This window comes from Vibrio kasasachensis, assembly GCF_050337565.1.
Lineage (GTDB): Bacteria > Pseudomonadota > Gammaproteobacteria > Enterobacterales > Vibrionaceae > Vibrio > Vibrio kasasachensis.
In genome coordinates, this window is record NZ_JAKJTB010000012.1 from 23,042 (window position 1) to 49,924 (window position 26,883).

Here is a 26,883-nt window from a genome sequence, read left to right on the forward strand (position 1 = left end):
AAAAGTCGTACTCAAAGATGAGTTAAGAGACAAGTTTCTCGACGTACTGGTACACAGATTTTAATAGATTAATTTTTTTTGTATCACTTTCATGTTCGTACACTAAGTTTTCAAGATTTAGCATGTAGTCGTCTATACGACTTTGGAAGTAGTCACGGCTGTGGTTCAACCAACGTTGTTGTTCTTGTTCAGCTAGCGTCCATGGGAAATGTCGAGCTCGGTATCTAAAAAGCAGAGGTTCGATACGTGAATCTTTAAAGGTGATATCTAATCCACCGAGTTGTTCTGGCTGTGTTTGACGAATGATATCCATCGCGGCGCGATCAGCTGGAGAGAAAAAGTTGTCGTAAAGTTGGCTATCAACATCTTGGCTTCCATCGAATTCACGATTGACATTGAAGACACCAACCAGTTTCTCTCGGATCTCGGGATGTTGACGAAGTATTTGTAAATTTTGTAGGCACTGTTCGCGATTGATACCGATTTTATCGGCGTTTTCTGCCGTCAGCGTTTTCGCTGGTGCAAGAATTGGACATTTGTTGATATGAACAAGTTTTATCGGCACAGGTAGTTCGTCTGGCGCCAAATCTGCTCGTTTAGTATAGAGGCGGTCTCTAATCTGCTCGGTATCGAGATCTAACAATGCTTGTGGATCTTTAGCAAGGTCAACAACAATAACAGCATTCTTATTGGTTGGATGCCATGCGACAGGCACAATCCAACTGGTATAGCTGCATTCACGACCAAGCATGCCAGACACGTGCATTAGCGGTGTCATGTTGACGATATCGATCAGCTCGTTGAGTTTGCGTTTATGACGCATGTTTAAAAAGTAATCAAACAGCTTTGGCTGGGCCGCTTTCACTTTCTTCGCCATCTCAATCGTAGCAATCACATCCGCCATCGCATCGTGTGCATTGCTGTGTTCGATGCCGTTAGCGACGGAAAGGTGTTCAAGCTTGAAGCTGATGTGCCCTTCATCATTTTTTGGCCACTCAATACCTTCGGGACGAAGTGCGTGGCAAGCACGCATGACATCGAGTAGATCCCAACGAGAATTACCGTTTTGCCAACTCCATGCATAAGGGTCAATAAAGTTACGGTAACAAGTATAACGAGTTACTTCGTCATCAAAACGAATGCTATTGTAGCCAAGGCTTGTGGTATTCGGTGTGGCCAATTGTTGATGAATTTGGTCTATAAATTCAGGTTCAGGTAACCCTTTGCTTGCGGCTAACTGTGGTGTAATTCCGGTAATAAGTACCGCTTCTGGTGAGGGCAGGTAATCGGAAGGTGGCTGGCAATAGATAACAAGAGGTTCACCGATGATATTGAAATCCATGTCCGTGCGTACCCCAGCAAACTGGCTAGGTCGATCTTTGGCTGGACTGGTTCCCCACGTTTCGTAGTCGAAAAAGAAGAACGTAGGCTGGTGATCTTGTTGCATTGAATATACCAAATACATGAAAACTATCTGGCTATTAGACCATTGCACTGAGTTGTAAGCAATGCAGTGATGCAGCGTTAGTTGAATTTATAACCCATTGTATAATCTAGCGTGAAATTAGTTGGCTGAGAACGTACCAAAGTAGCTCAAGAGGGGGAATTCCCCTCCAAATTAAGATGAAGACTGTGTAAATAAACAGTTGTTATTGTATTTCAATAAAATCCGCATATTCGAGCAATATATCGTCAATAAAGCTAAGGGTAACCAGATATGTTAGGTATTTGGACATGACGAGTTTAGTGATCACTTGATCGTTAGATGAAGAGATAGATATTTCTAATCTGAATGATGAATTTATGATTGAGGCTACATTAACAACAGAATATGCTTATGAGTAAGCAGGCAACGGCGCAGAGGGGAGATTAATAAGGAACACAAATTTCAGACAACAAAAAAGCGACCAGAGGTCGCTTTCAATAGATACGCTTTAAAAAGAAATATTTATCGCGTCTTTAACGTTAACAATTATAGAGTTGTTACGTTAGCAGCTTGAGGGCCTTTTTGACCTTGTTCTACTTCAAAGCTAACTTTTTGGCCTTCAGTAAGAGTTTTGAAGCCTTCAGAAGCGATTGAACGGAAGTGAACGAATACGTCAGCGCCGCCGTTGTCTTGAGAAATAAAGCCAAAACCTTTAGTTTCGTTGAACCATTTTACTGAACCAGTCATTTTGTTAGACATGTAGATACCTCTATTTTATAAATTAGGATGAATATTAAAGCTGATAACAAAAGCTATTGTTTTGATTTTCTAGAGAAGCAATCGCAGGAGCTAAACGAAAGGTATCGAAAGATGACTGAGAGAACACTTTTTCTAAATTTCTAAATCTTTTTAATAGCTCATTTCTTAAGAGCCGCAGACACTATACACGGAGTTCTGCGTATGACAAAAGAAATTTTCATTTTTTTTGCATTCTTTTTAAATCCTCGCAGCGCTATGGTTTATTGAAGTATATAGTTAGTTGATTTTCATGATTAAAATGTGAGCAAAAACATTTTTTTCACGCTAATTCTGGTATTTTTTAATCAATTCTTTCATATCAATACTATCAAAAATTTGCACAGGGCGAGGGTGTGTAGTGAAAGAATAATAGAGCATAGATTTTGCTACTAGCTCCGCAGGGATAGGAATTAAGCGCGCGAGACGACCGAGCATGATCGGGCGAGCGATTTTTAGCAAGCTTTGTACAATGGCTTCATCTGTTCTTGGGGTGTCGCGCATTCCTACCAGTGGTCCCGGACGCACAAAAGTAACACTGTCGAAGTGCATTTTTTCTAGCGCAACTTCCATTTTTCCCTTACAGCGTAGATAGTGAGAAGGGGAGCGAGGGTTCGCACCAACACTTGAAACAACACATAGGTTTTTAATTCCTATTAGCTTCATAGTGTTCGCTACTTCACAAACTAGGTGATAGTCGACGGCTTCTAAGGCGTGTTTTGAACCTGCAACTTTTCGGGTTGTGCCAAGACAAATAAACCCTTTGTCAGGAACTGGATGAGCATCATCCCATTCTAGTATCCGTAGTTGAGAATCTACAATCGTTTGAAGTTTTGGATGGGAAAATGGCAAGGTTGAGCGCGTAAGGGCATAAATATGGTCAATTGCTCTTTCTTCAAGTACCAATTTCATCAGTTCAGTACCGATTAAACCGGTTGCACCTGCAACCATGATGATTTGTTTTGTAGCCACTTGGTTTACCTCTTTCCGACTGTCAGCTAAAGGATCGAACATTTTGTACAAGAAATCTATGAAGCGACTCAAAGTTATAAAGTGGTTGTGATTTAGAGTGTACATTGAGAAGACAAAACATTACCTAGAACATTATTGAGATCAACAATTTTGAAATATTTGCCCAGTTAAGGGCTGAACTGCGATGCGTCACTAGAAAACTATCTAGCGCAAAGGTTACACTGTTGCCTAATTGCTGATAACAATAGGTATAGCAATTCAATCGTTTAGAACAAGGACGTGTATGAATATCACCATGAGTGCACTTGCGCCAACACAGGTGTACCATCTGCTTACTCAAACCATTGTACCGAGACCAGTTGCATGGGTTCTGACTGATTCAGGCAATGACAGCTTTAACCTTGCCCCGTTTTCGTATTTCACCGCGATTTCAAGCCAGCCTCCATTATTGATGTTCTCCGTAGGGAATAAGCCAGACGGAATGATTAAAGATACCGTTCGGAATGTTTTAGAAACGGGTAAAATGGTAATCCATATTGCAAGTGTCGATCTTGCTGAGCAAGTGACGGTCACTTCAGCCACGTTACCTCATGGTAAATCAGAAGTGGCAATGGCGGATCTTGCATTGGTCGAGATGGAAGGTTTTGAACTGCCGAGAGTAGAAGCGTGTACGATTGCATTTGGCTGCAAGTTGTTTGAAGTGAAGGAAATTGGTGATGCGCCTCAGCGCCTTGTTTTTGCCGAAATTGAACAAGTTTATATTGATCCTAAAATAATCAAAAATCGCGAAGATCGATTACAAATTGACGCGATGGCGATTGATCCACTTTGTCGCCTTGGAGGCTCAGAGTACGCCGTTTTAGATAAAACGTTTTCCGTTGCACGACCGAAATAAGTAGTACCATGTTAGATAAAATTCATTCAGAAGCGATATGGCATCGTATAAATCGTAAGACTAAGCCGTTGGGTTCACTAGGTAAGTTAGAGTACCTTGCCCATAAGCTAGCTCTTATTCAAAGCCAAAAACGTAGTGACGCGGTCACTAATGTTGAAATAAAAAAGCCGACTGTGTTGGTCTTTGCTGGTGATCACGGTATTGCGCTAGAAGGTGTGAGTATCGCTGCGCAAGAAGTCACTCAGCAAATGGTGCATAATTTCCTGTCCGGTGGCGCTGCGATCAACTGTTTTTGCCGAGTCAATAATGTTGATATGAAGGTCATTGATGCTGGGATTTTACAGCCGATTGAAAGCAATTCTAAGCAACTTGTTGTGCAAAGGCTGGGCGCTTCGACAGAGAATTTCGCTCAAAAGCCAGCAATGACTAAAGAGCAAGTCGAAAAAGGGCTGGAATTTGGCGAGAAGATCGTTAAACAAACTATTGATTCAGGTTCAAATTTACTCATGCTTGGTGAGATGGGTATTGGTAATACTAGCAGCGCGGCGGCGATATTAGCAGCGTTGTCACGACGTAGCGTAGAAAAGTGTGTCGGTTTAGGCACTGGTGTTAACGCGCAGCAATTACGCAAAAAACGTCAGCTTGTTCAGTTGGGTATTAACCGCTGCCGAGGGCTGAACGCGCAAGAGATCTTACGCCAAGTTGGTGGTTTTGAAATAACTCAAATGGTGGGTGCATTTCTTGCTGCTGAAAAATACAATACGCCAGTGATAGTTGATGGTTTTATTGCAACGGCGGCAGCCTATGTCGCTGCAAAGATAAACCCTGACTGTCGCGAGTACATGATTTTTGCTCATCAATCCCATGAGTCAGGTCATAAATTTATGCTACAAGAATTAGCGGCAACGCCTTTGTTTGATCTTTCTCTTCGATTGGGAGAGGGGACAGGCGCAGTATTAGCTGTGCCACTGATTCAAGCGGCGGTTGAAGTTTATAATAATATGGCAAGTTTTGAAGATTTAGGAGTGGATATGTAATGCGTAAAGCTGCGCAATATCAACTCGAACTACTTTGGTTAGCGTTGGGGTTTTTCTCGCGCTTACCAATTCCGAGCAGAACACCATACAGTGAAGAACGAATGAACCAAGCCGGACGATATTTCGGTTTGGTTGGAGTGATACTAGGGCTTGCTGTTGCAGGCTCTTTCTTTTTGTTCGCAATGATTTTTCCTGCCACGGTTGCGATTCTCCTTTCTATGGCATTCAGTTTGATGCTAACCGGCGCATTTCATGAGGACGGTCTGACCGACATGGCTGATGGCATTGGTGGTGGCATGACACTAGATCGTCGTCTTGCGATCATGAAAGACAGCCGTATTGGCACCTATGGCGCGGCAACCTTAATCATGGCGTTACTGAGTAAATATGTTTTGCTCACTGAGCTCGCCTCCTCAACGCAAATGCTATCCGTTTTTGTGGTCGCGTATACGCTGAGTCGAGCAGTGGCGGCGACATTGATCTACGATATGCCTTATGTAAGCGATCTAGATAGTAGTAAAAGTAAGCCTCTCGCAAGCAGACAAAGTAAAGCTGACCTCATGGTTTTGATTGCTACAGCAGTACTAGTGAGTTTGTTGCTACCTGCTGGCGTTGCCGCTTCATTGCTGGTATCGGCATTGGTATTTCGTTGGTTATTTAAAGCGTGGTTGATGAAGCGTATTGGCGGTTTTACCGGCGATTGCTTGGGAGCTGCACAACAGTTATTAGAATTATTAAGCTATTTAATCATGCTGGCTTGGGTTTTACATTCACTATGAGTATTCATTTAGTTTTGGGCGGAGCTCGTTCAGGTAAGTCGAGCTTTGCTGAGTCATTAGTCTTGAATAAAGATCGTTTGAACCGTCATTATGTAGCGACTGCGACGCTAACAGACAATGAAATGCAGCAGCGTATCGTTCATCATCAAATTCGCAGAGATAAAAGCTGGAAATTGCATGAATGCCCTCTGAATATTGCTCAATTGCTTAGCCAATTTGGTCAGCAAGATACGGTGTTAGTTGATTGCCTAACCCTTTGGATGAGCAATGTCATTTTTGAAGATGGGAAAACTGCGGATGAGCCAGCGATTAAAGCTCATGTCACTACGCTGATCTCTGCTCTTGAGAGGTGCCCAGCGAGCGTTATTCTCGTTTCCAATGAAGTGGGGCTAGGTATTGTCCCAATGGGGGAAGTTACGCGTTTATTTGTTGATCATGCTGGCTGGATGAACCAAGCGATTGCAAAAGTAGCAGATCAAGTCACCTTTGTTGCCGCAGGTTTACCGATGAAGCTCAAAGGGTAATCGGAATGCGAACATTGAACGTTTACTTGCTTCGACATGGGAAAGTTGATGGTGCACCAGCCCTGTATGGGCATACTGATGTTTCGGTATCGGAGGAAAAACAACGCGCCATCTGCCATGCTTTACTCAAATTAATGCTACCGATTGAATATATTGTGACCTCGCCACTTAAACGATGCTCAGACTTAGCGTTACAATTACACAAAATCAATCAATCGTTACCGCTGCGTGAGTGTGAAGGCTTTAAGGAAATGAACTTTGGTTTGTATGACGGAGTGCCATTTGATGATCTTACTGCCCAATGGTCAGTATTAGAAAAATTTTGGCAGCAGCCGGCACAAAATCCGTTACCACAAGCTGAAACATTAGAATGCTTCTATGATCGCATCTCTCAGGCTTGGCAAGAATTTGTCATTCAAACTGAAGGTGACACACTGCTGATTTGCCATGGTGGCACTATTCGCATGATTTTAGCATCCATACTCGGTTTGGACTGGGCGAATCCGGCGCTGTTTTCTGTTTTACAGGTTGCTAATCAATCGCTCACTCATATTAAAATTACTATTTCAGATAACATCTATCCGCAAGTGTGTTCCATCGGTACACCGTTACCGATGCCATAACAGTTGCTAAAGGGAAGGCTATGACTGCACCAAATTGGGATCTATCAATCGCTTACCAATCTCTTGATGATGATAAAATTGTTCAGGATATTGAGCTTATACAGCAATGCATCAAGGTGTTGACTCAACATGTCGAACGCAGAGAGATGATCTGTGTGATGCAAAACGCGATTCAAACCAAAGAAGCTGCGGGCAAATTGTTGTCAACAATCAACACCTTTGCGTTATGCCACGCTTCAATCGACGCGACAAGCAATCAAGCCAAAGCATTGATTGGTAAACTCGCCAAACTTACTTCAGAGTTATCACAGGCTTACACGCCATATCAAGATACATTAGCTGGCGCACCCTTAGAATTCATACAAGACGTACTCGATCATGAAAGTGGTGATGTGTATGGTCAAGCGTTTCAGATTGCATGTGACAGGAAAATCGTAAATACCAAACTTAGTGTTGCTGAAGAACAGTTGCTGTCTGCCATGCAAGTGGATGGGCGTGATGCTTGGGGGCGCATGTATGACAACATCACTGGTGCATTGCAAATTGAGATGGAAGATGGCAAGTCGATAGGGTTTTCTCAAGCGGCAAGCTTGCTCTATGGCACTGATTTTGACAAACAAGAATCCGCTTGGCGTGGTATTCAAAAAGCTATGAGCATCCATCAAGAGAGCTTTGCAGCGATCTTAAATGCATTATCGGGTTGGCGTCACACTGAATACCAGAAACGTTCTTATCAGAAAAATGTGCATTTTCTTGATGCTAGTTTACATCAAAGCCGCATTCAGCCTGCAACACTTGATGCAATGATGGATACAACTAAGCAGTTTCGCTCCGTAGGGCAAACCGCCGGGCGCTTGATGGCTAAAGCACATGGCTTAAGTGGTATGACACCATGGAATTACATGGCTGGTATGCCAAGCTTAACTAATGAAGCAGCCAAAAATTACAGTTTTGATGATGCCATTGAAGTGATAAAAGCAGCGTTTGCACAAGTTGATCAAGAAATGGCTGATTTTGTTACCTTGATGGTACAAAACGGGTGGATAGACGCAGAGCCAACACCAAATCGCCGATTAGGCGCTTACTGTACTAAGTTTGCAGCAACGCGCACGCCGTTGGTGTTTATGACGTGGGGTGGAAGCCGCTCCGATCTATTGACACTTGCCCACGAGCTTGGACATGCGTTTCACAACTGGGTTATGCGTGATATGCCATTGTGCCAAACGCGTTACCCAATGACTTTGGCTGAAACCGCTTCGATCTTCGCTGAAAATATTGTCCGTGATTATTTACTCTCAAATGCTGAAACTCGTGAAGACCAGCTTGAAATGATGTGGGAAGAGTTGTCATCGGCTTATGCTTTATTGATTAATATCCCCGTACGATATGAGTTTGAAAAACGTTTTTACGAGAAGCGCCAAGAGGGCGAGCTTAGCGCCGAGCAATTGTGTGAGCTAATGAGTGACACTTGGCAAGAATGGTATGGTGATTCAATGAGCGAAACCGATCCATACTTTTGGGCCAGTAAGCTTCACTTTTCTATTTCAGAAGTTAGTTTCTATAATTACCCATATCTGTTTGGCTATTTGTTCAGTAAGGGAGTGTATGCTCAACGTGAAAGCAAAGGTGAACGTTTCTATGCTGATTATGTCGAATTATTACGCGATACTGGCTCAATGATGGCAGAAGATGTGGTCGAAAGGCATTTAGGCATGGATTTAACTCAAGTGGACTTTTGGCAGCAAAGTATCCAAATGCTCGATGAGAAACTTTTGCAATTTGAGGCTTTGCTCTCGCAAGAGCAGTAAAGTAGCGTGCTATTTCGTCCTAAATCAAAAAACATCCGATGGATCTTGTGATAATATCTCGTATCCGAGATCCTCTCGGAGAGAATTGTGCGGCTTTCGCTTTCTTTCCTACGTATACCAATAGGTTACGTAGTGTGACAATGTTTGATTTTTGGATAAAGCACATGATTAGTATTCGTAAGTGCGATCATAACAACAAAAATTGTCTGAACATTTTATTAACATACCGCTGTGCAATAAAGGAGTAGCGCATGACGAAGAAACTATTTCGCCAATCTTTTCTTTTGGACAGCTTAGACCTCAGTCAAAAAATGCTTGAGGGGGAAGTGACAGTAGCCTTAGGCACACGATTGAAATTGCATCAACGTGGTGTTTTAGAGGTTATTCCCGCTAAACTGACTGACGAAAGCAAACATATTGTGATTTCGTGTGGAGTCCATGGTGATGAAACCGCACCAATGGAATTAGTAGATAAACTTCTCGAAGACATTGAAACCGGTTTTCAACCTGTTAGAGAGAGATTACTGCTAATTGTCGCACATCCAGAAGCGACCAATGCACATCAGCGATATCTTGAAACCAATCTAAATCGGTTGTTTGATGAGAAAACGCATGAACCAAGTAAAGAATTAGAAATTGCGACCATGCTCAAGAAGCGTGTGGCTGAGTTTTTTGTCGATACGCCAGAGTCTCAACGCTGGCATTTTGATCTGCATAGCGCAATCCGCGACTCGAAGTTCTATACTTTTGCGGTTAGCCCAAAATCTCGTCATCCGGTACGTAGTAAAGGGTTGATGGATTTCATCTCTAGTGCCCATATGGAAGCGATGCTTTTTTCAAATGCACCATCAAGCACATTCAGTTGGTATACCGCAGAGGCACATTCGGCTCAAGCGTTGACGATTGAATTGGGTAGAGTGGCGAAGTTTGGAGAAAACGATTTAAACAAATTTGTGGCGTTTGATCTTGCCGTTCGCGATCTAATTTCAAAAAGCGAAGCGGAACATTTACCTCGCAAGCCGCTTTTGTATCGTGTTAGTCGCAGTATAGTGCGCATCCATGATGATTTTGATTTCATCTTTGATGATAACATCGAAAACTTTACATCATTTAAACACGGTGAAGTGTTTGGTCACGATGGTGAAAAGCCATTAATGGCAAAAAATGAAGGTGAAGCGATTGTTTTTCCTAATCGTAATGTGGAAATTGGACAGCGAGCAGCACTGATGATTTGCCCTGTTCAGGTGCGCTATGAAGACGGACAAATCGTGTACGATTGATGTCGAAATGATGTTTTCTCTTTCTATTATAATGGCTTAACGGTATCGTTGAGCCATTATTTTTGTTTTAACCCCTTAATTTATAAGATAGTTATCGCTTTATGGAATTTGCCCAACTTATAGCCCGAAAACATTTGCGATGGCAGCGAACTATAGGATGGATGGTTGCCGCGTTGATCGTCATTAGCGCTATATACTTAATGGTTGGCGAATTGTTTATTAATCCACTAGGTGATCTTTCCACGTTAGAGCAGCAACTCATTACACAACTACGATTACCGCGACTATTGGCGGCCATTGCTATTGGTGCATCACTTGCCGTATCTGGCGCTGTACTGCAAGTGTTACTTGGTAATGTTCTCGCTGAACCTGGCGTACTGGGTATATCTGGTGGAGCCAGTGTCATGATGGTTTTGTTGTTATTCTTCTTGCCTGCTTTTGCAACCCCGCTTGGCTATATGATTGCTGCTGTTATTGGCGCAATGCTGTTTACACTTATATTAGTCGCTATGACAAGAGCAATGCGCTTAACAACGACACGCTTGCTTCTAATAGGTGTTGCACTTGGTATTCTTGCCAGTTCAGTCGTGACATGGGCATTTTACTTCAGTGACAACATGAGCTTACGAACTTTGATGTATTGGCTAATGGGCAGTATTGGTGGGGCGAGTTGGTATCAACATGCGCTGACACTAATGACTCTACCTGTAATGATTTGGCTGTGTTGCCAAGGCTCAACGCTCGATAAGTTAATGATGGGTGAAACCCATGCCAAACAACTTGGGTTAGATGTTGAATCTATTCGCTGGAAACTGATCCTTGCGGTGTCGGTATTAGTAGGTGGTGCGGTTGCTCTCGGTGGTGTGATTAGCTTTGTTGGTTTGGTTGTGCCTCACTTACTGCGTTTAGCACTGGGGAGTGAGAATCGATATCTGATCCCAATTTCGGCATTGGCTGGAGCATCACTGCTGGCTTTTGCTGACATCGTAGCTCGTACAGCGCTTGATTCGGCCGAACTTCCATTAGGTGTGGTAACAACAACAATTGGCGCGCCGATTTTTGTTTGGATGCTGGTGAAAAATCATGATGTACGTTAACTCACTTAGTGTAGGAGAGCGTTTGTTACCCCTCTCTTTTGAAGCAAACGCGGGTGAAGTTATTCATGTAATTGGTCCAAATGGTAGTGGAAAAAGCACTTTGCTTTCGGCTGTTGCGGGTTTGCTTGAGTGTGATGGTGATATTGAACTTGAAGGTGTAAAACTGAGGGATGTCTCTATCGCGCAGTTAGCCGATTACCGCGCGTTCTTACTACAATCTGATCGACCTGCATTTAATCTTGAAGTCGCGCATTATCTTGCGCTATCCATTCCCGCGCATGCGAAAAACAATGCTGCGGAAGTTGAAAAAGTCGTCACTGAATTGGCTGAAACGCTACAAGTAAAAGATAAACTCCATCGTAGTGTGCATCAGTTATCAGGTGGAGAATGGCAACGCGTGCGATTGTGTGCAATTTGTCTGCAAGTTTGGCCTACGTTAAACCCCTATGCAAAACTGCTCATCTTGGATGAGCCTGCGGCACCATTAGATATTGGACAAGAAGCCTTGCTCTACCAACTGATAGATAAAGTTGCCGCAATGGGTTTGACCGTGCTGATGTCTAACCATGATCTTAATCGGACAATTCGGCACGCTGATCGCGCTATTCTGCTTGATAAAGGTGTAATGAAGGCATTTGGGTGTGTCGACGAAGTGCTGACTCCAGTGCAGCTTTCCTCTGTGTTCAAAACCACAGTTCAGCGAGTGAAAATAGGCGAAAAGAACATCTTACTATTTGATTAAATCGAGCCAGAATTCTATACAGTCTTTCGTATCGCCATTTACCACAGTAAAATCTTCTAAGCGTCTTTTCTTAACAAATCGATGAGAAGTGAGCACATGTTGTGAGGCGATATTGTCAACAGACGTAAGCCCAATCACTCTTTGAATATCTGACTGTTTTGCTAATTCAATCATCATGCTCACCGCTTGTTTAGCCAATCCCTTACCTGTTTGAGAATGGGCTAGGCGATAGCCTAAAAAAGCTTTCCCCTTGCCAATGTTGGCTAAATTGACACGACCGACTATGACCTGATGTTGATCAACAAGTAGCGTGGGAATACCTTTACCTAGTGCTTTGTCCATGAGCAGTTCAGCAATGTGAGTTTGTACACCAAGCAAACTATAAAAGTCATTTGGACGCGCCTCTACATGTTGCTCGAACCAAGCGCGATTTTGTTGTTCAAACAGAAGGAGCTCAGGCGCATGTCGTATTGAAAGCGGGATGAGCCTCATGTGAGTTTCCTTTGCAGCAATAGAACAAAACCGCCTAAAGGCGGTTTTGTAGGGGGGGATTAGCGAGTTAGCGGCGCTAGATCCGCAGGGCGGTAGTACACAGATTTGAGAACTTTGCCTTGGCGAATGGTTTTTGCTTCTGAAACAAAGTCTTCAGCACATTTCGCTATGATGTAGTCACCTTTTTGAACCGCCATCAGTTTGATGCCTTGCTCTGCATAATAGGTTTCGGTATCCGCGTATTCTTTTTCGCTGCGGCAAACTTTGCTCATATTGCTCGAGTGAACCTCATCCCAGCATGGCATAAACTCAATACCACGGTTAATTGCTACGTTAAGCAATAAATCAATAAGGTAGCTGATAGCTAGGTTATCTTCGACTTTGTCATCACCTAGGTGAACGAGGCGTCCCATCAATACATAAACACTGTCGACAATGGCATCCGCTTGCTCAGTTTTACTGTCAGCTTCTGCCAGCTCCGTCAACTCTTCAATAGCAAGTGAAGTGTGCAGCGTATCCGCTTTGCTATCTAGGCTATCAGGAGAGGAAACAGGAAGATCGAAAGTGCTACGGAATTCATTAATATCACGGTATAGGTGATCGAAAATTTCTTGAGTGAGTTTTGATAGGTACATGCGATTTATCCGCTAAATTTGTATATCGCGCAATATTAGCAAAGCCCAGCTTTGCTCGCTACGCATAGCCTCGAAATAGTCGAGTGTTCGAGTAATAAATCACACATAGGATGCGTCTTAAAGCCACGCATCCTCGTTGTTGTTTGATTTGTCGTCAAATATTAGCCGAACAAATATGGGAATAGCTGTTTACGTTCTTCAGCAGTTAGGGCGTTAACCCGAGCCACATTCGTTTCTGGGATCAACTCAGGGTTAGGATAATGCTTAAGCACACGCTCCATACTCTCTTCCCTAATTAAGTGGAATATTGGGTAGGGAGCCTGATTTGTTAGGTTTGAGCTATCACCAGGTTCGCTGTCGGCGAAACAGTAATCTGGGTGGAATGTAGCCACTTGAAATATACCATTCCATCCTTGTTGATCGATGATGGCTTCAATCCAATCGATGAACATATTGTAATCCCAAAAATCGTCAAGCATCTTCGGTGCGACAACGAGTGTCGTTTCTAGATCATCTACTGGTGTGTGTTCGAGGTGCAAAAGCTGATTAAAAATGTCTTCTAATAGTGACTCGTCGTCGCTAGCTTGGCTAACGTGAATTTTGATTTGCTTTTTGCGCTGTGGTTTAGCGGCAAATGGACATAGATTCAAACCGATGACGACGTCATTCAACCATTGGTTAACTTGAGACGCTATGTCATCAGATTGAGTTGTTGAGTGTGGACAGTTCATAAGGCATCCTGAAACGTACTACAATGTTTAAAATATTGACGCGTTATCCCCGTCATACTTGAAGTTGCAGCGGTGTTGGCTGTGTTCGTGCGCTCCAATCACATAGTTCACCTATGCTCAGGGGACTTTCTTACTTGCCGCCTACTTGCACCTTCAAGTTTCTTGGGTATAGTTTTATTTTTTGTTGTCAATAATAACAGAGTTCGCTTGAGTCAGTCTGCTTTTTCCGTCTAATCGGAAACAAAGCCAATAGAGACCAGCGTAGAGAATGCTCCCGCCCAGTATGACCGTTTCCCAGCCACCATGCTGCCAACAATAGATTAAGTAGAATCCGCCAAGACTGCCTCCCACATAGTAGTGGACTAAATATAAAGCCGTTGCTGTTGCTTTGGCTCGTTTTGCTTTTTGGCTCACCCATGCATACGCCAAAGTATGGGTGAAGAAGGCGCCGAAGCTAATTAATAATAAACCAAGTGTCATCCATACGAGGTGATCAAAATAGGCAACCAACATTCCAATTAAGCTGATTGTGGTGCCAAGCAACATGCCTTGGATAGGGTCATTTTTGCTATTCCATACTGAGGTAAGTGTGGAGCTGAGTGTGCCAGCTAAATAGCAAAGGAAGATCAGTGACGCCAGCCCGATAGGAAGTTGATGGGGAGGAGCGACAAGGCGAAATCCCATAACGGAATACAGATTTACAAATAGCGCGAAGTTTAAGCTGCCGATTAACATGGCAAGCCAGATAGTGCGGTTTTTGAGATGAGAAATCAGTGCTCTATTGTGGTAACGCAGCAGACCTTTTTGTGGTTTAAAATTCTGTTGTTGTGGAAGAAGCCATACAACGACGAGAGCACCGACAACGGTAAACCCCGCCATGATTAATACCGCTTGTTGCCAGCCAAACGCATCGGTCAAAGTTGCGCCAGCAATTCGACCACTAATGCCACCGAGTGAGTTTGCAGCGATATAAGTACCAATAGCTTTGCTAAATGCTTTTTCATCGAGTTCTTCAACCATGTATGCCACTGCTACTGAGACAAACGCGGCTAATGCGACCCCCATTAGTGCGCGAAGCAATACCAAACTGACCAATGAATCCGTCAGTAGCATTAATACCCCGATCACAGGCATAGCACATAAACCCGCGAGCATGACAGATCGTCGGCCGATGTTTTCCGAGCCAATTGCCCAAGGGAGAAGCGAGAAAGATAACGCAAAAGTTGATGCTGCAAAGACCCAATTGATTTGGGTTTCAGATACAGCAAAGTACTCTGCCATAAATGGCAGCATAGGTTGAAACAGGTATAGGTTACAGAACACCAAAAAAGAGCCTAAAGCTAGGCTTAAGGTGACACGCTTATATTGCGGAGTGCCAAACTCGATCATTGTTAACATCATTAAAATAGTGACTACTGTGATCAAATTATCAGCGAATGTTGAATTAATAAAATATATTAAAGATATCATCTCAATATATTTTTCATATCATGGACTCAAAGCATCTAAAACACTTTGTCGCGGTCGCTGAGTTTGGGCATTTTACTCAAGCCGCGAAGGCATTGCATATAGCTCAACCAGCACTCAGTATTTCGATCAAAAAATTTGAACAAAAATTAGAAATGACACTGTTTCGGCGCTCTGAGCGCAAAGTAGAACTGACAGATGAAGGTAAAGTGCTTTTTAAGCATGCGAAGCGCGTGTTGCAACAAATTGATGACGCCAAACTGGCGATGGATGAACTGAAAGGTCTTGAGAAAGGCGAGGTGCGACTAGGTGCGCCAAGCATGGTTGGCTCGTACTTTTTTCCGCAGGTTTTAATGGCGTTCAAAAGCCGCTACCCAAAGCTAAAGTTGACCTTGGTTGATGCCGGAACAAGTTCAATTCGAAAAATGCTGCTTAGCGGTGAGCTTGATATTGGCGTCATCAATTTAGAGAAGGTGCCTGACGATCTGGAAACCGAACACCTTTTACATTGCGAAATGGTTGCGGTGGTTGGTAAAGATCATCCTTTTGCTAGTAAATCGACCGTGCGATTTGAAGAATTTTTTCAGCAAGATTTGGTTATGTTCAAAGATGGATATTTCCATCGGGACTATATAGAAACAAAAGCTAAGCAGCATCAGCTTGAGCTTGAATGCTCATTTGAAACCAATTTACTACCATTGATATTGAGTATTGTTCGCCATGAATTTGCGATTACTGCATTACTTGAATTAGTCACGCAGCACGAGGCTGATATTATCGGCATCCCGTTCGAAGAACCGGTCAAATTGGATTTAGCGTTAGCTTGGCGCAAAGATCGCTACCTATCGATAGCTGAGCGAACCTTTATAGAGTTTGTGAAAAGCTTCAGATAAAAAGCCTATTTGGGTTAAATAGCAAAAGAGCCGCATAAGCAGCTCTTTTAGTTTGTGGATTCGTTCACTAACCGATAAATTTGGCGACGAAATTGCCGATGTTAGTCACACTTGCCCCAGCCATCACTACCACAATTAGAGAACCGATAGCCGTGAGGTACATTGGGTGCTTGTATTCACCAATGATGTCTTTACGACGCGTCGCTGCTAAAACGATACCTAGAACGATTGGTAGGATGATGCTATTAACCAGACCAGCAAGCATAAGTAATAGAATCGGCATGTTCATAGTTACTGTGCCTAAGCTTGTTACCAGAATGAATCCTACACACCATGTTTTTTCGTTACGAGCAACCACAGGGAATAGTGTTTTAATTAGCGAGATAGCCATGTATGAGTTACCGACCACTGAAGTGATTGAAGCAACAAATAGAACCAGACCGAAGATGAAGTAACCTGTTTCACCAGCGCCTTGGCGGAAAGCGTCAGCGGCTGGGTTTGAAGCATCAAGTACAGCGCCAGCAGAGATAACTCCAAAAATCGCCAAGAAAAGAAGAATGCGAATTACGACCGCGATTGAGATACCCGCCCATGCAGCGGTTTTAATTGTTGGGACGTTTTCTTTGCCTTGTAAGCCGATATCAACTAGGCGTTGTGCACCAGTGTAATAGCCGCCAACAGCGCCGCCAACAATAGTCAAAGTAGGAAGCAGCAGGTTGCCAAAATCGCTTGGTGCGACAGCAGCTACTAGCGTTTCCCCCATTGGCGGGAGGCTAGTCATCGCCACATATGCGATTAGAATTATCATAAATAGGCCGAGGTAGCGCGCCATTTGGTCCATACGTTTGGATGCGTTGTGTACAACAAACAGTAAGCTACCGACAAGACCAGTAAACAGTGCGCCCCACATGGTATCAACGCCCGTTAGTACGTTGATACCCAGTGCAGCGCCACTGACGTTACCGAAGTTAAATGCTACGGCACCTAAGGCAAGCAGGATACCAACAAAGTAACCCATGCCCGGAGCAACCTTGTTGGCAATATCTTGAATGCGTAAGCCAGATACACCGACGATTCGCCATAAGTTCATCACGATACCGAAGGTGATAAACATCGATGCGAACACAGGGAAAGCCATGTCAATTTTGTAGATATTGGTAAAAACGGCGGTTTGTGTCAGGAAGCCGGGGCCCACAGAAGTGGTCGCCATTAGGAAAGCAACGCTCAAGATGGCTTTTTTCTGCCAAGAGATTTCGTTATCGATAGGAGCTGTAGCGTTGATTGTCGCTGAAGAAGTTTGTGTGGTCATGCCGAATCCCAAAATTGTTGTGTCTCTATCTTTAAAAAAATAGAAAGACAACTGATGGGGATCAGCTGAATTTGTGCTTGTAATGTCTTGTAAAACAAGTAGTTTCTAAAAAAACCTTACTTGTTGGCGGCGGATTTTAAAGACCTAGCTCACAGTTGTCAATAGTTGATGGGCAATAAATTTCTATTTGATGGATTATCCTGTTTGGAATAACGTGGTGTAACCGTCAACAAACTCTTTGGGAATAGAATTACCATGAGCCTTTTGTTTACAACGAGATCAGCTGTACAGGACGACTATGAATTTTTATTTGAGTTGAAGAAAGCAGCTTTAAAGTGCCCTGTAGAGCGTATTTTCGGTTGGGATGAAGCAATTCAAAGGCAAATCCATCAACAAGAATGGATTGAAGACCGCCCAATAATAATCGTCGTCGAAAATAAGCCAATTGGTAGCTATTTGATACAAAAAAGAAGTGAAGAGCTGTATTTCGCTCGTTTTTTTATTTTACCAGAATATCAAGGAATGGGCTTAGGCAATACAATTCTTCGATCAGTGATAGCTCAATCAGAAGCGGTCGGATTACCCATTACTCTGTGTTATTTACAAGGAAACTGGGTTGGTAAACTGTATAAACGTTTTGGTTTTACCATCACCAGCGAAACCCAAGAATTTGTTTATATGCAGAGGAAATGTGGTCAATCTGATTGAAAGTTGTGCAGTTTGTCGATGTTTGACGCTACTTAGCTAGGATTGGCGCTAGCTTGACGTTATTAACGAAGAACAATAATTGAGTTTATCGCTTTAACAGCAAGAGGAAAAGTATGTCCAAATCCTTCGACATTATCGGCGCGCCATTCAACCAATTTGGTTGCTATCCGACCAATGATAATACTGTTGATGGATTACGACGATTAGATGAGTCAAATTGGCAAGGGCTCAGCGATTGGATTGATGTGCGAAATAACCGCTGGAAAGCAGATATCAAGGACCTTGGTGATGTAGAGCCTGATTCGTTAGTCCTCCAGTTGAAGGATTCAACATACAAGGAGAAGGCATTAAAATGCTATGCCGATACCCTTAGAAATAAATTGTTAGAAAGTTATCAAAATCAACGAATCCCCATCACTCTTGGTGGTGATCATTCCATTGCTATCGGAACGGTTCAAGCTACCTTAGATTATTATCAAAAGCAGCAGGGTAAGCGAGTTGCTGTCGTTTGGATTGATGCCCACGCAGATTGTAATGATTCCATCGCGAGCAATTTGCACGGTAAGCCACTCGCAATGCTAATGGATAAATACCCACACAACGGATGGACAGTAGAAGCCGACATTGTGCTCAAGCCGGAAGATGTCTACTACGTCGCGGTTCGTGATTTAATGCCTAACGAAGATGAGTTGATTAAGCAGCACTCTATGGTCAATTTTGATATGACGAGTATCGAAACTATGGGTATTAACGGCGTGCTAAATCAACTGACCGACATCATCAACAATAACTATGATTGTGTTTATGTCTCTTTTGATTATGACGCGCTTGACGGTAGTTTATTCCGCGCATGTGGAACTCCAAATGTCGGCGGTCTCAATGCGAGAGAGGCGTTGCACTTAATCTATGGGCTTGCTAATCACCCTAAGTTTGTTGGTATTGATTTCGTTGAATACCTACCAGAGTTAGACGAAAAAGGTATTTCTAAAGAACTGATGATCAAACTCATCGATGCTGTGTGGGGGTTTCGTAGCTAATTATTGTAATGAAACAAATCATTGCAACGAAACAGGGTGAAATAGCATTCCCCTGTTTAATGTTTGAAGCATGTATACCCGTCATACTTGAAGTTGCAGCGGTGTTGGCTGTGTTCGTGCGCCCCAATCACATAGTTCACCTATGCTCAGGGGACTTGCTTACTTGCCGCCTACCTGCATCTTCAAGTTTCTAGGGTATAGTTTAGTTCTTACTATTGTACATCTTATCGAAATTCTTCTGATTCCAACCGACCATCACTTGATCGCCAATCTTTAATACAGGGATGGAGCGCGCGCCCATTGCTTGCAGTTCCTTACGACCTCTTTCCATTTTTGCGTTCGTAAGCCTGTACATGATTTTTTTAGAATCAAGGTAACGTTGAGCGTCTTTACAATGTGGACACTTATCAGCGACGTATAAAACAACTCTTTTCATTCTAGGTCTGCGCTCTGGTGGAGTATTAAAGTGGCTGGAGTATAGGCGAATAGGACGAATTGTCCAACGAATCCCGTGAAGCCTCACTGCGATTAGGGTAAACTTAGCGCCAATTTGATTGATTATCGACTCGCTATGAATCCCGTTCTTCGTTTTATCAAAGGTTACCCTCAACATATCTTAACACCAGTTTCGCAATTGCTTGAGTCTGGTGGTTTCTGTGCGTGGTTTGAAAAGCGTTATCCGCAGCGTCATTCTATTCAAAGTGAGAAAGCCCTGTATGAATATACTATGGCTTTAAAAAACCAGTACATGAAGAAAACGTCGCCACTGAGCAAAGTGATTTATGACAGTAAGATTCATTTAATCAATAATGCGCTTGGTCTTCACACTTATACAGCGAAAGTGCATGGCGGTAAGATCAAATCGAAAAACGAAATCCGAATTGCCAGTGTATTCAAAAACGCGCCAGAGCCATTATTGCGTATGTTGGTGGTTCATGAGTTGGCTCATCTAAAAGAAAAAGATCATAACAAAGCATTTTACCAGCTGTGCTGCCATATGGAGCCGGAGTATCACCAACTCGAGTTGGATGCACGCTTGTTTATGATTTACCAAGAATTGAAATAACGAATTAAGTATGAGTGATAAAGAAAAGGCGCAAGCCAAGCGTAAGCCTAGAGCAAAACCGAATAAAGCGAAGGCGGCAAAGAACCCATCGCCAAGCTCAATGCCAGTGATAAAAATCTCGGGTAATGCAGGCTTGCATAAACGCAACGTACATCAAGGGCGTTATGATTTTTTTCGCCTAGTGAAGGCATTGCCTGAATTAGCCAAGTACGTGACTAAGAACCCGAATGGTGAAGCAACCATACGTTTTGATGATCCTGTCGCGGTGAAGCTTTTAAATAAGGCATTGCTCGCTGAGCATTACAGTGTCACTCAGTGGGATATTCCGGAAGGATATTTGTGTCCGCCGATCCCAGGACGTGCTGACTACATCCACCGAGTTGCGGAACTGCTCACCAATGAAGCGCCGAGGCTCAACCATAAGTTGGTGCGGGCGTTAGATATTGGTGTTGGTGCCAATTGTATTTACCCAATTGTGGGTGCAACGCAATACGGCTGGAGCTATATAGGTAGCGATGTTGATGCGGATTCAGTCAATAACGCGAACCATATTGCTCAGGCTAATTCAGTGCTTAATGGCCAGGTAGAGTGCCGTTTGCAAGACAACAGTCAGCATTTCTTTAAGGGTATAATCAAACCGGGTGAGTTTTATGACGTAACCACGTGTAACCCACCATTTCATGCCTCTTTACAAGAAGCGCAGCAGGGTACCGAGCGTAAGTTGAGTAACCTCAATGCTCATAAAGCAAAGCGTGGTCAGCTTGGTGTTGATAGAACAGCACCAGCAAAAACAACCTCGACAACCTTAAATTTTGGCGGGCAAAAAGCGGAGCTTTGGTGTCCGGGTGGTGAAGCAACCTTTGTTAAGAATATGGCGTTAGAGAGCCGAGAGTTTGCGGAACAAGTGCTTTGGTTTACCACACTGCTGTCTAAAAAAGACAATGTACGCTGGCTGTGTAAGAACCTAGAAAAAGCTGGGGCAAAACAGGCTGTCGTGGTTGAGATGAGCCAAGGACAAAAGATAAGCCGATTTGTGGCGTGGAGCTTTAAAGACAAAGCGCAGCGTGCAAAATGGTTAAGCCTAAAATCTAAATAACAAAATAGCCTGCCATCGCGGGCTATTTTGATTCTAACCTTGATTAAATCAGTGTGTTTAATTGACGTTGATATTGTTCAACGAGAAGCTGATTTCCCGCTTTTTCTTCCAGTTCAATCATCAGCTTGATCGCTTCTTTGCGAGCGCCATGATGTTTGGTCAATCGTACTAAGCGGATTCGTGCATCCGCCAATTTGTTCTGCTCTATTTGTAGCTTGGCTAAATTGAGCGATGAACGATATCGAGTTGGGTCATAGTCTAGCGCCCGTTCAAAGTAGCCGATCGCTTTTGCTTTATTCTTCGATTTTAACGCGCAAAAAGCTGCGTTTTCGTAGCTGTCAGAGATTAAGTAGTAATCGGGTTTTTCGATGGCTTGATTGAAGAGTTTATCTGCTTTTTGGTACTGCTTCTGCTTACACAAGAAAGTACCGTAATTATTGAGGACATTGCCATTGTTAGGGTGCTGAGCTAACGCGGTTCGGTACAAGTTTTCAGCTTTACTGTTTTCGTCTACTTGTTCGTAGTAATGTGCCAAGGCGATTTGTGAACGATAGAAGTTAGGTGCGTATTGATAAGCTTTTTGCAGGTTTTCTTGCGCTTTAATCATGTTCCCTTGCTGTAAATACCCAACACCTAAGGCAATTCGTGACTCGGCTTTCTGTTCGGAATGGCTTTCAATTACCGGTTTGTTACCGACATCCACGGTTACACAAGCAGGTAGAAAAAGAGTCAGATAAATGGCTAGTATCCGTGTTTTCATCACACCTTCCTTTTATTCTCGCTAGAGAGTATATGTTTCTCACGAGCGACATAGAATGTGGCTTGGAACGAATGCGAGGAAGCTGGCAGCAATAGATGAAAAAAAAGGTCACTTAACATGACCTTGAGAGTTTAATCATCTTTAGTGAAATTGGCTTCACTAAAGTGTTCTAAATCGAACGGCGTTTGTTGGTAAACACAATAGTTGAGCCAATTGGAGAAGAGTAGGTGCCCGTGACTACGCCAACTTGCCCGTGGCGGGTTCTCTGGGTTGTTGTCTGGGTAATAATTGACTGGGATAACCGGTTCCATTCCTTCACCTAAGTCACGAACGTACTCAGTGTGCAATGTATTGGCATCATATTCAGGGTGTCCGGTGACGAACACGTTACGTTTGTCTTTGGTTGATGCCAAGTAAACACCGGCGATATCAGAAGTCGCCAAAATATCCAAATCAGTATGTTGCTCTAGATAATCAGATGAAAAGTCAGCGTAGCGGGAGTGTGGTGCTAAAAACTCATCATCGAACCCGCGTAAAATAGGATGGTAATTATTCTGTGTTTGATGTTTATACACACCAGAAAGCTTTTCTTTTCGAGTGCGCTTTGGCAAATCATATAACAGTTTGAGACCCGCTTGCGCAGCCCAACACACGTAGAGCGTTGATGTAACATGCTCTTTTGCCCAGTTCATAATGCTTTGTAGATGCTCCCAGTAAATCACATCTTCAAATTGTACTAAGCCTAGCGGTGCGCCAGTGATGATCATGCCATCAAAGTTACGTTCTTTTACCATTTCAAATTGGCGATAAAAGGTATCTAGGTGCTGAGTGGGCGTGTTCTTGCTTGGTCGATTGTCTATGCGTAACAGCTCAATATCAACCTGAAGCGGGCTGTTAGATAGCAGACGTAAAAACTGAGTTTCCGTTTCAATTTTCATCGGCATAAGATTGAGGATCAACACTTTCAGCGGGCGAATATTTTGAGTCGCAGCACGCGTTTCTGGCATGACGAAGATATTCTCTTCGCGCAACACATCAGAAGCGGGTAGTTGATCGGGTATCTTAATCGGCACGGCTTTCTCCCTAAAGCGTATTATTTGGACGTCTATACATCCAAACTTACATCAATCAATTTGAGATGTCGACAGCAATTTTAAGTATAATCTTTAATCATCCATTTAGACTGATTGTTAATCATCCTTTCCATGGCAAAACTGACACTGATTAGAGGCTTACCCGGCTCGGGGAAAAGCACGTTAGCAAGGCGCTATTCTGCGCATCATTTTGAAGCCGATATGTATTTCGTTAATTCGGCGGGCGAATACTGCTTTGACGCTAACCAATTGGAGAGTGCGCATCGTTGGTGCCAAAAACAAACGGAAACCGCGCTGCGTAAAGGCGAAGATGTCGTTGTGTCGAATACCTTTGTACGCCGTTGGGAAATTAAGCCGTATTTTGAACTGGCGAAGAGGCTAGGAGCCCAGTTTGAAATCGTGGAGTGCAAAGGGGAGTTTGGCAATATTCACGGCGTTGAGCAAAGCGTTATAGATAGGATGCGCAACCGTTGGCAAGAGTGGAAGTAGGTAACGCAGGAGAGTGTGACTCACTTTTGGACATTTCCATGCCAGTTGCTTTCCTAAATTAGCGTCTAACGGATAACTACAGGTATTGCAAACCTCCAATCAAGTGGTCAAATTTACTTAGCCACTGCAATTAGCCAGTCCTCCTTTATATGGTCATACCAAGGAGAAAGAAGCCGAACCTTTATCAAGATGGTTCGGCTTTTTACGTCTGAGCTCTGTAGGTTATCAAAGGAACTATTCGTGAAGATAATAAGTGTTAATAATAATTCAATTGCTTGTTGATTTTACGCATGTTGTTAGACGATAAACCAATTCTTTATATCCTCAAATGCAACTGGGCTCTATCATACTAGGCTCTTATTTGGCATGTTAAGGTAAACGAAGATGAATGCTGTAGAATCAATAGTAGAGTGGTCCAAGGATAAGCCCGTATGGTGGAATCTAGCACTAAAGATTGCTCTTGAAGAAGGAGAGCTAAACCAACACCATATCGATTTTATTTTTAATTTTGCGAAGAGTGTTGAGGGCTTAGAACCGAAACATCCAAACCATGAACAGTTATTGTTACCGATTGATATATCGGGCTACATGACGGAAGAAAACTCGGTGCGACTGATCAGCTTGTCTCGAGTTGAAGGTGTTGCTGCGTTAGCTGAAGGTCAAACATTAGAATTTAGAAAAGATGGACTAACTATCGTATATGGTGACAACGGGGCCGGTAAGTCTAGCTATACGTCCATTTTGAAAAACGCGTGTTTGACTCGGGGAGCATTGAAACCTATTGCAGGTAATGTTTTCACTTCTTCACCTAAACCTCCTCAAGCTTTACTCACACTCGAAATTGATAAAACACCGACAGAATTAACTTGGAGTAACGGGGCATCAAATAATAATGCTGCCAAGTCTATTCGTGTATTCGATACATCTTCAGCACACCACTATTTATCCAATGAAGATGCTTTAGGTTATAAACCCGTAGGTTTGAACTTAATCACAGAGCTTACAAAGGTTGTGGAAAGCATAAAAAATAGAATAAGTGAAGATGTAATGGGTGGGAACGGTTTTGTTGCTATTCCATCGTTAAATTCACAAAGTAAAGCTGCATTATTCCTTAATCAAATTTCACAGTTAACAAATGAAGCTGATATTGAATTGCACTGCGCAACTAAGGAAGAAATTGAATCTATAAAACCATTGCAGGACGAGCTGGTTAACGACATGGCCAAATCGCCAGAACAAATCAGAAACAGTTTAATTAAGCAGCGTAGTTATATTGCCCCTTTACTTGAGTCATACAAAAAACCTATCGAAGTACTCGGACCTAGTAATTTCGATGTGTTAAAAGGTTTAGAACTCGACTATCAAGAAAAGAAACAAGTATCTGACGCGTTGAGACAAAAGACACTAAGTGATCTACCGTTTGATAATATTGGTGATACACAATGGACTGTCCTTTGGAGAGCAGCAAAAGACTTCTTGGCAAAAGAAAATAAAGGTCCACAATTCCCTCCAACAAAAGGTGACTCCTGTCCGTTATGCTTACAAGATATCCAAGAGACGTCGGCCGACAAATTACAAGATCTCGAAGCTTTTCTTAATGACAGGGCTGCAAAAAATACAGCTGAAGCACTGAAAGTTCTAACTCTGGCTAAGGTTGCCGTTAAGTCTTTGAGTTTGAACATTGCCCAATTTGAAGGTGTATTGAACGACCTTGAAGTAATAAAACCTGGGTTAAAAGTTGGGCTTGAGGAATTAAACCAGAGTTTAACAAACAGACAGACTGCTTTATCAGGTTCCGCGCTACCCGAGTCGTTAGACGAAATTAGCTTGTCTTATTTCCAAGCATTGCGGGAAATAGATAAAGATCTGTTCACCCAAATCGGAGAACTTGAACAGCAAAGCAGTAACAACGAATTTGTGGCTAAGAAACAAGCAAGACTGACCGAATTAACAGATAGAGCCTACATTGCCAAACACAAAGCAAACATCATAACTAATGTAAGACGGTCAAAAAGAGTAGCTAAGTTAAATGAGATCTCAGGTCAGTGCTCTACGAGAAGTATATCAACGTTGTCAGCTAGGATTTATTCACAAGGTGTTATAGAGCCACTAAAAGAGTCTTTTGTGAAAGAGCTTAAATCCTTTGGTTTTAATAGATTTGACATCAACGTTAAAACAAGAAATAAAGCCGGACAACAGCAATTTAAATTAGAGCTAGCAAACTCAAACGAATCTGTTGTTGGTAAAGTTGCTAGTGAAGGTGAGCAAAGGTGTATCGCAATAGCGAGCTTTTTATCAGAAATGAAAGCTGATTCTAGAAGATCTGCTGTTCTATTTGATGATCCAGTGAACTCGCTTAGCCATCAATGGAGTGCAAAAGTCGCCAAAAGGCTAATAGAGGAATCACTAGAACGCCAAGTCATTGTGTTTACTCACGACATAGTATTCTACAAGCTACTACTTGAAGCTGCGGATAGCCTAAAGCAAGATAAGGTCAATAGCATCTGCCTCGAAAGATCTAGAAGTAACTCAGGCCTTGTAAGAACCAATCCTCCATGGGACGCGCTTCCTACATCGAAGCGAATTGGATTTTTAACGACTAAGCTCCAAAAGCTCCGAAAGATTGATGAGGCAGGAACAGAGACTGAATTTAGAGAAGCTGCTGCGGTTTTCTATAGTTTTCTGCGTGAAGCATGGGAGCGATTAGTTGAAGAGAAACTATTGAATAAAGTCGTTAATAGGTTCGAAAGAGGTGTGCATCTGCAAAGATTAAATCGAGTAGATGATATTACTAATGTTGATTTAGAGCGTATTCACCTTGCGTATGATAAATGCTGTATCGACTTTGTTGGTCACGACACAGCCGCCGGTATGCGTCCTTGTCCAACGATCGATGAAGTCGTAGCCGATCTTGATGAAATTAAAGATTACCTCAAACATCTACAAACAGATCGAAAAAGAACTTGAGACTAGCTAACGCTGAAAGAAAGGTAGAATTAACCCCCGTGATACATCATGGGGGTTAACAACATGAGAAGAATGGATAACTTTTAGTATTGCAAAAGCCCATGAACAGGATGTAAATGAGTAAAAAGTCTAGCCAGTAATGGGGCAGAAGTGTTTTAACT

Annotated in this window: 27 protein-coding genes; 16 read left to right on the forward strand and 11 right to left on the reverse strand. The window is 42.8% G+C overall.

Annotation, left to right across the window (positions count from 1 at the left end; translation table 11 throughout):
* Positions 1-22 precede the first annotated feature (22 nt).
* The 3 genes from sbcB to L4C38_RS08935 all read right to left on the reverse strand — a co-directional run bounded on the left by sbcB (position 23) and on the right by L4C38_RS08935 (position 3,193).
* Positions 23-1,447, reverse strand: a complete 1,425-nt coding sequence (sbcB, locus tag L4C38_RS08925) for an exodeoxyribonuclease I (protein ID WP_428797200.1) — start codon at positions 1,445-1,447, stop codon at positions 23-25.
* A gap of 525 nt (positions 1,448-1,972) precedes the next feature.
* Positions 1,973-2,185 carry a transcription antiterminator/RNA stability regulator CspE gene (gene cspE / locus L4C38_RS08930; protein ID WP_428797201.1) on the reverse strand — a complete coding sequence of 71 codons (213 nt, stop codon included), beginning with the start codon at positions 2,183-2,185 and terminating at the stop codon, positions 1,973-1,975.
* 324 nt (positions 2,186-2,509) lie between these two features.
* The gene (locus tag L4C38_RS08935; RefSeq protein ID WP_428797202.1) at positions 2,510-3,193 is read right to left on the reverse strand and encodes an NAD(P)H-binding protein; all 684 of its coding nucleotides are present in this window, start codon (positions 3,191-3,193) and stop codon (positions 2,510-2,512) included.
* Between the two features lie 283 nt (positions 3,194-3,476).
* Here L4C38_RS08935 and L4C38_RS08940 point away from each other — a divergent pair, with 283 nt between their 5' ends.
* The 9 genes from L4C38_RS08940 to btuD all read left to right on the forward strand — a co-directional run bounded on the left by L4C38_RS08940 (position 3,477) and on the right by btuD (position 11,978).
* Positions 3,477-4,088, forward strand: a complete 612-nt coding sequence (locus tag L4C38_RS08940) for a flavin reductase family protein (RefSeq protein WP_428797203.1) — start codon at positions 3,477-3,479, stop codon at positions 4,086-4,088.
* An 8-nt stretch (positions 4,089-4,096) separates the two neighbouring features.
* A complete protein-coding gene (gene cobT / locus L4C38_RS08945) occupies positions 4,097-5,125 on the forward strand; it encodes a nicotinate-nucleotide--dimethylbenzimidazole phosphoribosyltransferase (RefSeq protein ID WP_428797204.1) in 1,029 nt (342 codons plus the stop codon).
* Positions 5,125-5,904, forward strand: coding sequence for an adenosylcobinamide-GDP ribazoletransferase (locus tag L4C38_RS08950; RefSeq protein ID WP_428797205.1), 780 nt, complete (start codon positions 5,125-5,127; stop codon positions 5,902-5,904). The genes cobT and L4C38_RS08950 overlap by 1 nt, the downstream gene beginning before the upstream one ends.
* Positions 5,901-6,428, forward strand: a complete 528-nt coding sequence (gene cobU, locus L4C38_RS08955) for a bifunctional adenosylcobinamide kinase/adenosylcobinamide-phosphate guanylyltransferase (RefSeq protein ID WP_428797206.1) — start codon at positions 5,901-5,903, stop codon at positions 6,426-6,428. Before L4C38_RS08950 ends, cobU begins: the two co-directional genes overlap by 4 nt.
* A gap of 5 nt (positions 6,429-6,433) precedes the next feature.
* On the forward strand, positions 6,434-7,051 hold the full coding sequence (locus L4C38_RS08960) for a histidine phosphatase family protein (protein ID WP_428797207.1): 618 nt from the start codon (positions 6,434-6,436) through the stop codon (positions 7,049-7,051).
* 20 nt (positions 7,052-7,071) lie between these two features.
* Positions 7,072-8,859: a M3 family oligoendopeptidase gene (locus tag L4C38_RS08965; RefSeq protein ID WP_428797208.1), complete on the forward strand. Its 1,788-nt coding sequence runs from the start codon at positions 7,072-7,074 to the stop codon at positions 8,857-8,859.
* A gap of 251 nt (positions 8,860-9,110) precedes the next feature.
* A complete protein-coding gene (locus L4C38_RS08970; RefSeq protein WP_428797209.1) occupies positions 9,111-10,139 on the forward strand; it encodes a succinylglutamate desuccinylase in 1,029 nt (342 codons plus the stop codon).
* A gap of 101 nt (positions 10,140-10,240) precedes the next feature.
* Positions 10,241-11,236: a vitamin B12 ABC transporter permease BtuC gene (btuC, locus tag L4C38_RS08975; protein WP_428797210.1), complete on the forward strand. Its 996-nt coding sequence runs from the start codon at positions 10,241-10,243 to the stop codon at positions 11,234-11,236.
* Positions 11,223-11,978: a vitamin B12 ABC transporter ATP-binding protein BtuD gene (gene btuD / locus L4C38_RS08980; RefSeq protein WP_428797211.1), complete on the forward strand. Its 756-nt coding sequence runs from the start codon at positions 11,223-11,225 to the stop codon at positions 11,976-11,978. Before btuC ends, btuD begins: the two co-directional genes overlap by 14 nt.
* Here btuD and L4C38_RS08985 read toward each other — a convergent pair.
* From L4C38_RS08985 to L4C38_RS09000, 4 genes are all read right to left on the reverse strand, one after another.
* Positions 11,967-12,470, reverse strand: a complete 504-nt coding sequence (locus L4C38_RS08985) for a GNAT family N-acetyltransferase (protein ID WP_428797212.1) — start codon at positions 12,468-12,470, stop codon at positions 11,967-11,969. The two genes, btuD and L4C38_RS08985, sit on opposite strands and share 12 nt — an antisense overlap.
* A gap of 59 nt (positions 12,471-12,529) precedes the next feature.
* A complete protein-coding gene (locus L4C38_RS08990; protein WP_428797213.1) occupies positions 12,530-13,105 on the reverse strand; it encodes a nucleoside triphosphate pyrophosphohydrolase family protein in 576 nt (191 codons plus the stop codon).
* Positions 13,106-13,266: 161 nt separating this feature from the next.
* Positions 13,267-13,836 carry a DUF1415 domain-containing protein gene (locus L4C38_RS08995; RefSeq protein ID WP_428797214.1) on the reverse strand — a complete coding sequence of 190 codons (570 nt, stop codon included), beginning with the start codon at positions 13,834-13,836 and terminating at the stop codon, positions 13,267-13,269.
* A 174-nt stretch (positions 13,837-14,010) separates the two neighbouring features.
* Complete coding sequence (locus L4C38_RS09000) at positions 14,011-15,225, reverse strand: MFS transporter (RefSeq protein ID WP_428797215.1); 1,215 nt, start codon at positions 15,223-15,225, stop codon at positions 14,011-14,013.
* A 101-nt stretch (positions 15,226-15,326) separates the two neighbouring features.
* Here L4C38_RS09000 and L4C38_RS09005 point away from each other — a divergent pair, with 101 nt between their 5' ends.
* Positions 15,327-16,196 (forward strand): LysR family transcriptional regulator, encoded by an 870-nt coding sequence (locus L4C38_RS09005; protein ID WP_428797216.1) that lies wholly within the window; start codon positions 15,327-15,329, stop codon positions 16,194-16,196.
* Positions 16,197-16,263: 67 nt separating this feature from the next.
* On the opposite strand, the gene L4C38_RS09010 is transcribed toward L4C38_RS09005, so the two are convergent.
* Positions 16,264-17,505, reverse strand: a complete 1,242-nt coding sequence (locus L4C38_RS09010) for an NRAMP family divalent metal transporter (protein WP_428797217.1) — start codon at positions 17,503-17,505, stop codon at positions 16,264-16,266.
* A 255-nt stretch (positions 17,506-17,760) separates the two neighbouring features.
* On the opposite strand from L4C38_RS09010, the gene L4C38_RS09015 reads away from it, so the two are divergent.
* Together L4C38_RS09015 and L4C38_RS09020 are read left to right on the forward strand one after the other, a co-directional pair.
* Positions 17,761-18,213 (forward strand): GNAT family N-acetyltransferase, encoded by a 453-nt coding sequence (locus L4C38_RS09015; RefSeq protein ID WP_428797218.1) that lies wholly within the window; start codon positions 17,761-17,763, stop codon positions 18,211-18,213.
* Between the two features lie 113 nt (positions 18,214-18,326).
* Positions 18,327-19,250: an arginase family protein gene (locus L4C38_RS09020; protein ID WP_428797219.1), complete on the forward strand. Its 924-nt coding sequence runs from the start codon at positions 18,327-18,329 to the stop codon at positions 19,248-19,250.
* A 202-nt stretch (positions 19,251-19,452) separates the two neighbouring features.
* On the opposite strand, the gene L4C38_RS09025 is transcribed toward L4C38_RS09020, so the two are convergent.
* On the reverse strand, positions 19,453-19,686 hold the full coding sequence (locus tag L4C38_RS09025; protein WP_428797220.1) for a glutaredoxin family protein: 234 nt from the start codon (positions 19,684-19,686) through the stop codon (positions 19,453-19,455).
* Positions 19,687-19,821: 135 nt separating this feature from the next.
* Between L4C38_RS09025 and L4C38_RS09030 the strand changes: the two genes are divergently transcribed.
* Both L4C38_RS09030 and rlmF read left to right on the forward strand, forming a co-directional pair.
* Positions 19,822-20,316, forward strand: a complete 495-nt coding sequence (locus L4C38_RS09030) for a M48 metallopeptidase family protein (protein WP_428797221.1) — start codon at positions 19,822-19,824, stop codon at positions 20,314-20,316.
* A 10-nt stretch (positions 20,317-20,326) separates the two neighbouring features.
* Positions 20,327-21,412 carry a 23S rRNA (adenine(1618)-N(6))-methyltransferase RlmF gene (gene rlmF / locus L4C38_RS09035; RefSeq protein ID WP_428797222.1) on the forward strand — a complete coding sequence of 362 codons (1,086 nt, stop codon included), beginning with the start codon at positions 20,327-20,329 and terminating at the stop codon, positions 21,410-21,412.
* Positions 21,413-21,455: 43 nt separating this feature from the next.
* Here the strand turns inward: rlmF and pilW are convergent, their stop codons facing one another.
* Positions 21,456-22,172, reverse strand: coding sequence for a type IV pilus biogenesis/stability protein PilW (gene pilW / locus L4C38_RS09040; RefSeq protein WP_428797223.1), 717 nt, complete (start codon positions 22,170-22,172; stop codon positions 21,456-21,458).
* Between the two features lie 131 nt (positions 22,173-22,303).
* The gene (gene metA, locus L4C38_RS09045; RefSeq protein WP_428797224.1) at positions 22,304-23,245 is read right to left on the reverse strand and encodes a homoserine O-succinyltransferase MetA; all 942 of its coding nucleotides are present in this window, start codon (positions 23,243-23,245) and stop codon (positions 22,304-22,306) included.
* Between the two features lie 132 nt (positions 23,246-23,377).
* Between metA and L4C38_RS09050 the strand changes: the two genes are divergently transcribed.
* Both L4C38_RS09050 and L4C38_RS09055 read left to right on the forward strand, forming a co-directional pair.
* Positions 23,378-23,755 carry an ATP-binding protein gene (locus L4C38_RS09050; protein ID WP_428797225.1) on the forward strand — a complete coding sequence of 126 codons (378 nt, stop codon included), beginning with the start codon at positions 23,378-23,380 and terminating at the stop codon, positions 23,753-23,755.
* A gap of 384 nt (positions 23,756-24,139) precedes the next feature.
* Positions 24,140-26,722 (forward strand): AAA family ATPase, encoded by a 2,583-nt coding sequence (locus L4C38_RS09055; RefSeq protein WP_428797226.1) that lies wholly within the window; start codon positions 24,140-24,142, stop codon positions 26,720-26,722.
* The last annotated feature ends 161 nt before the right edge of the window (positions 26,723-26,883 follow it).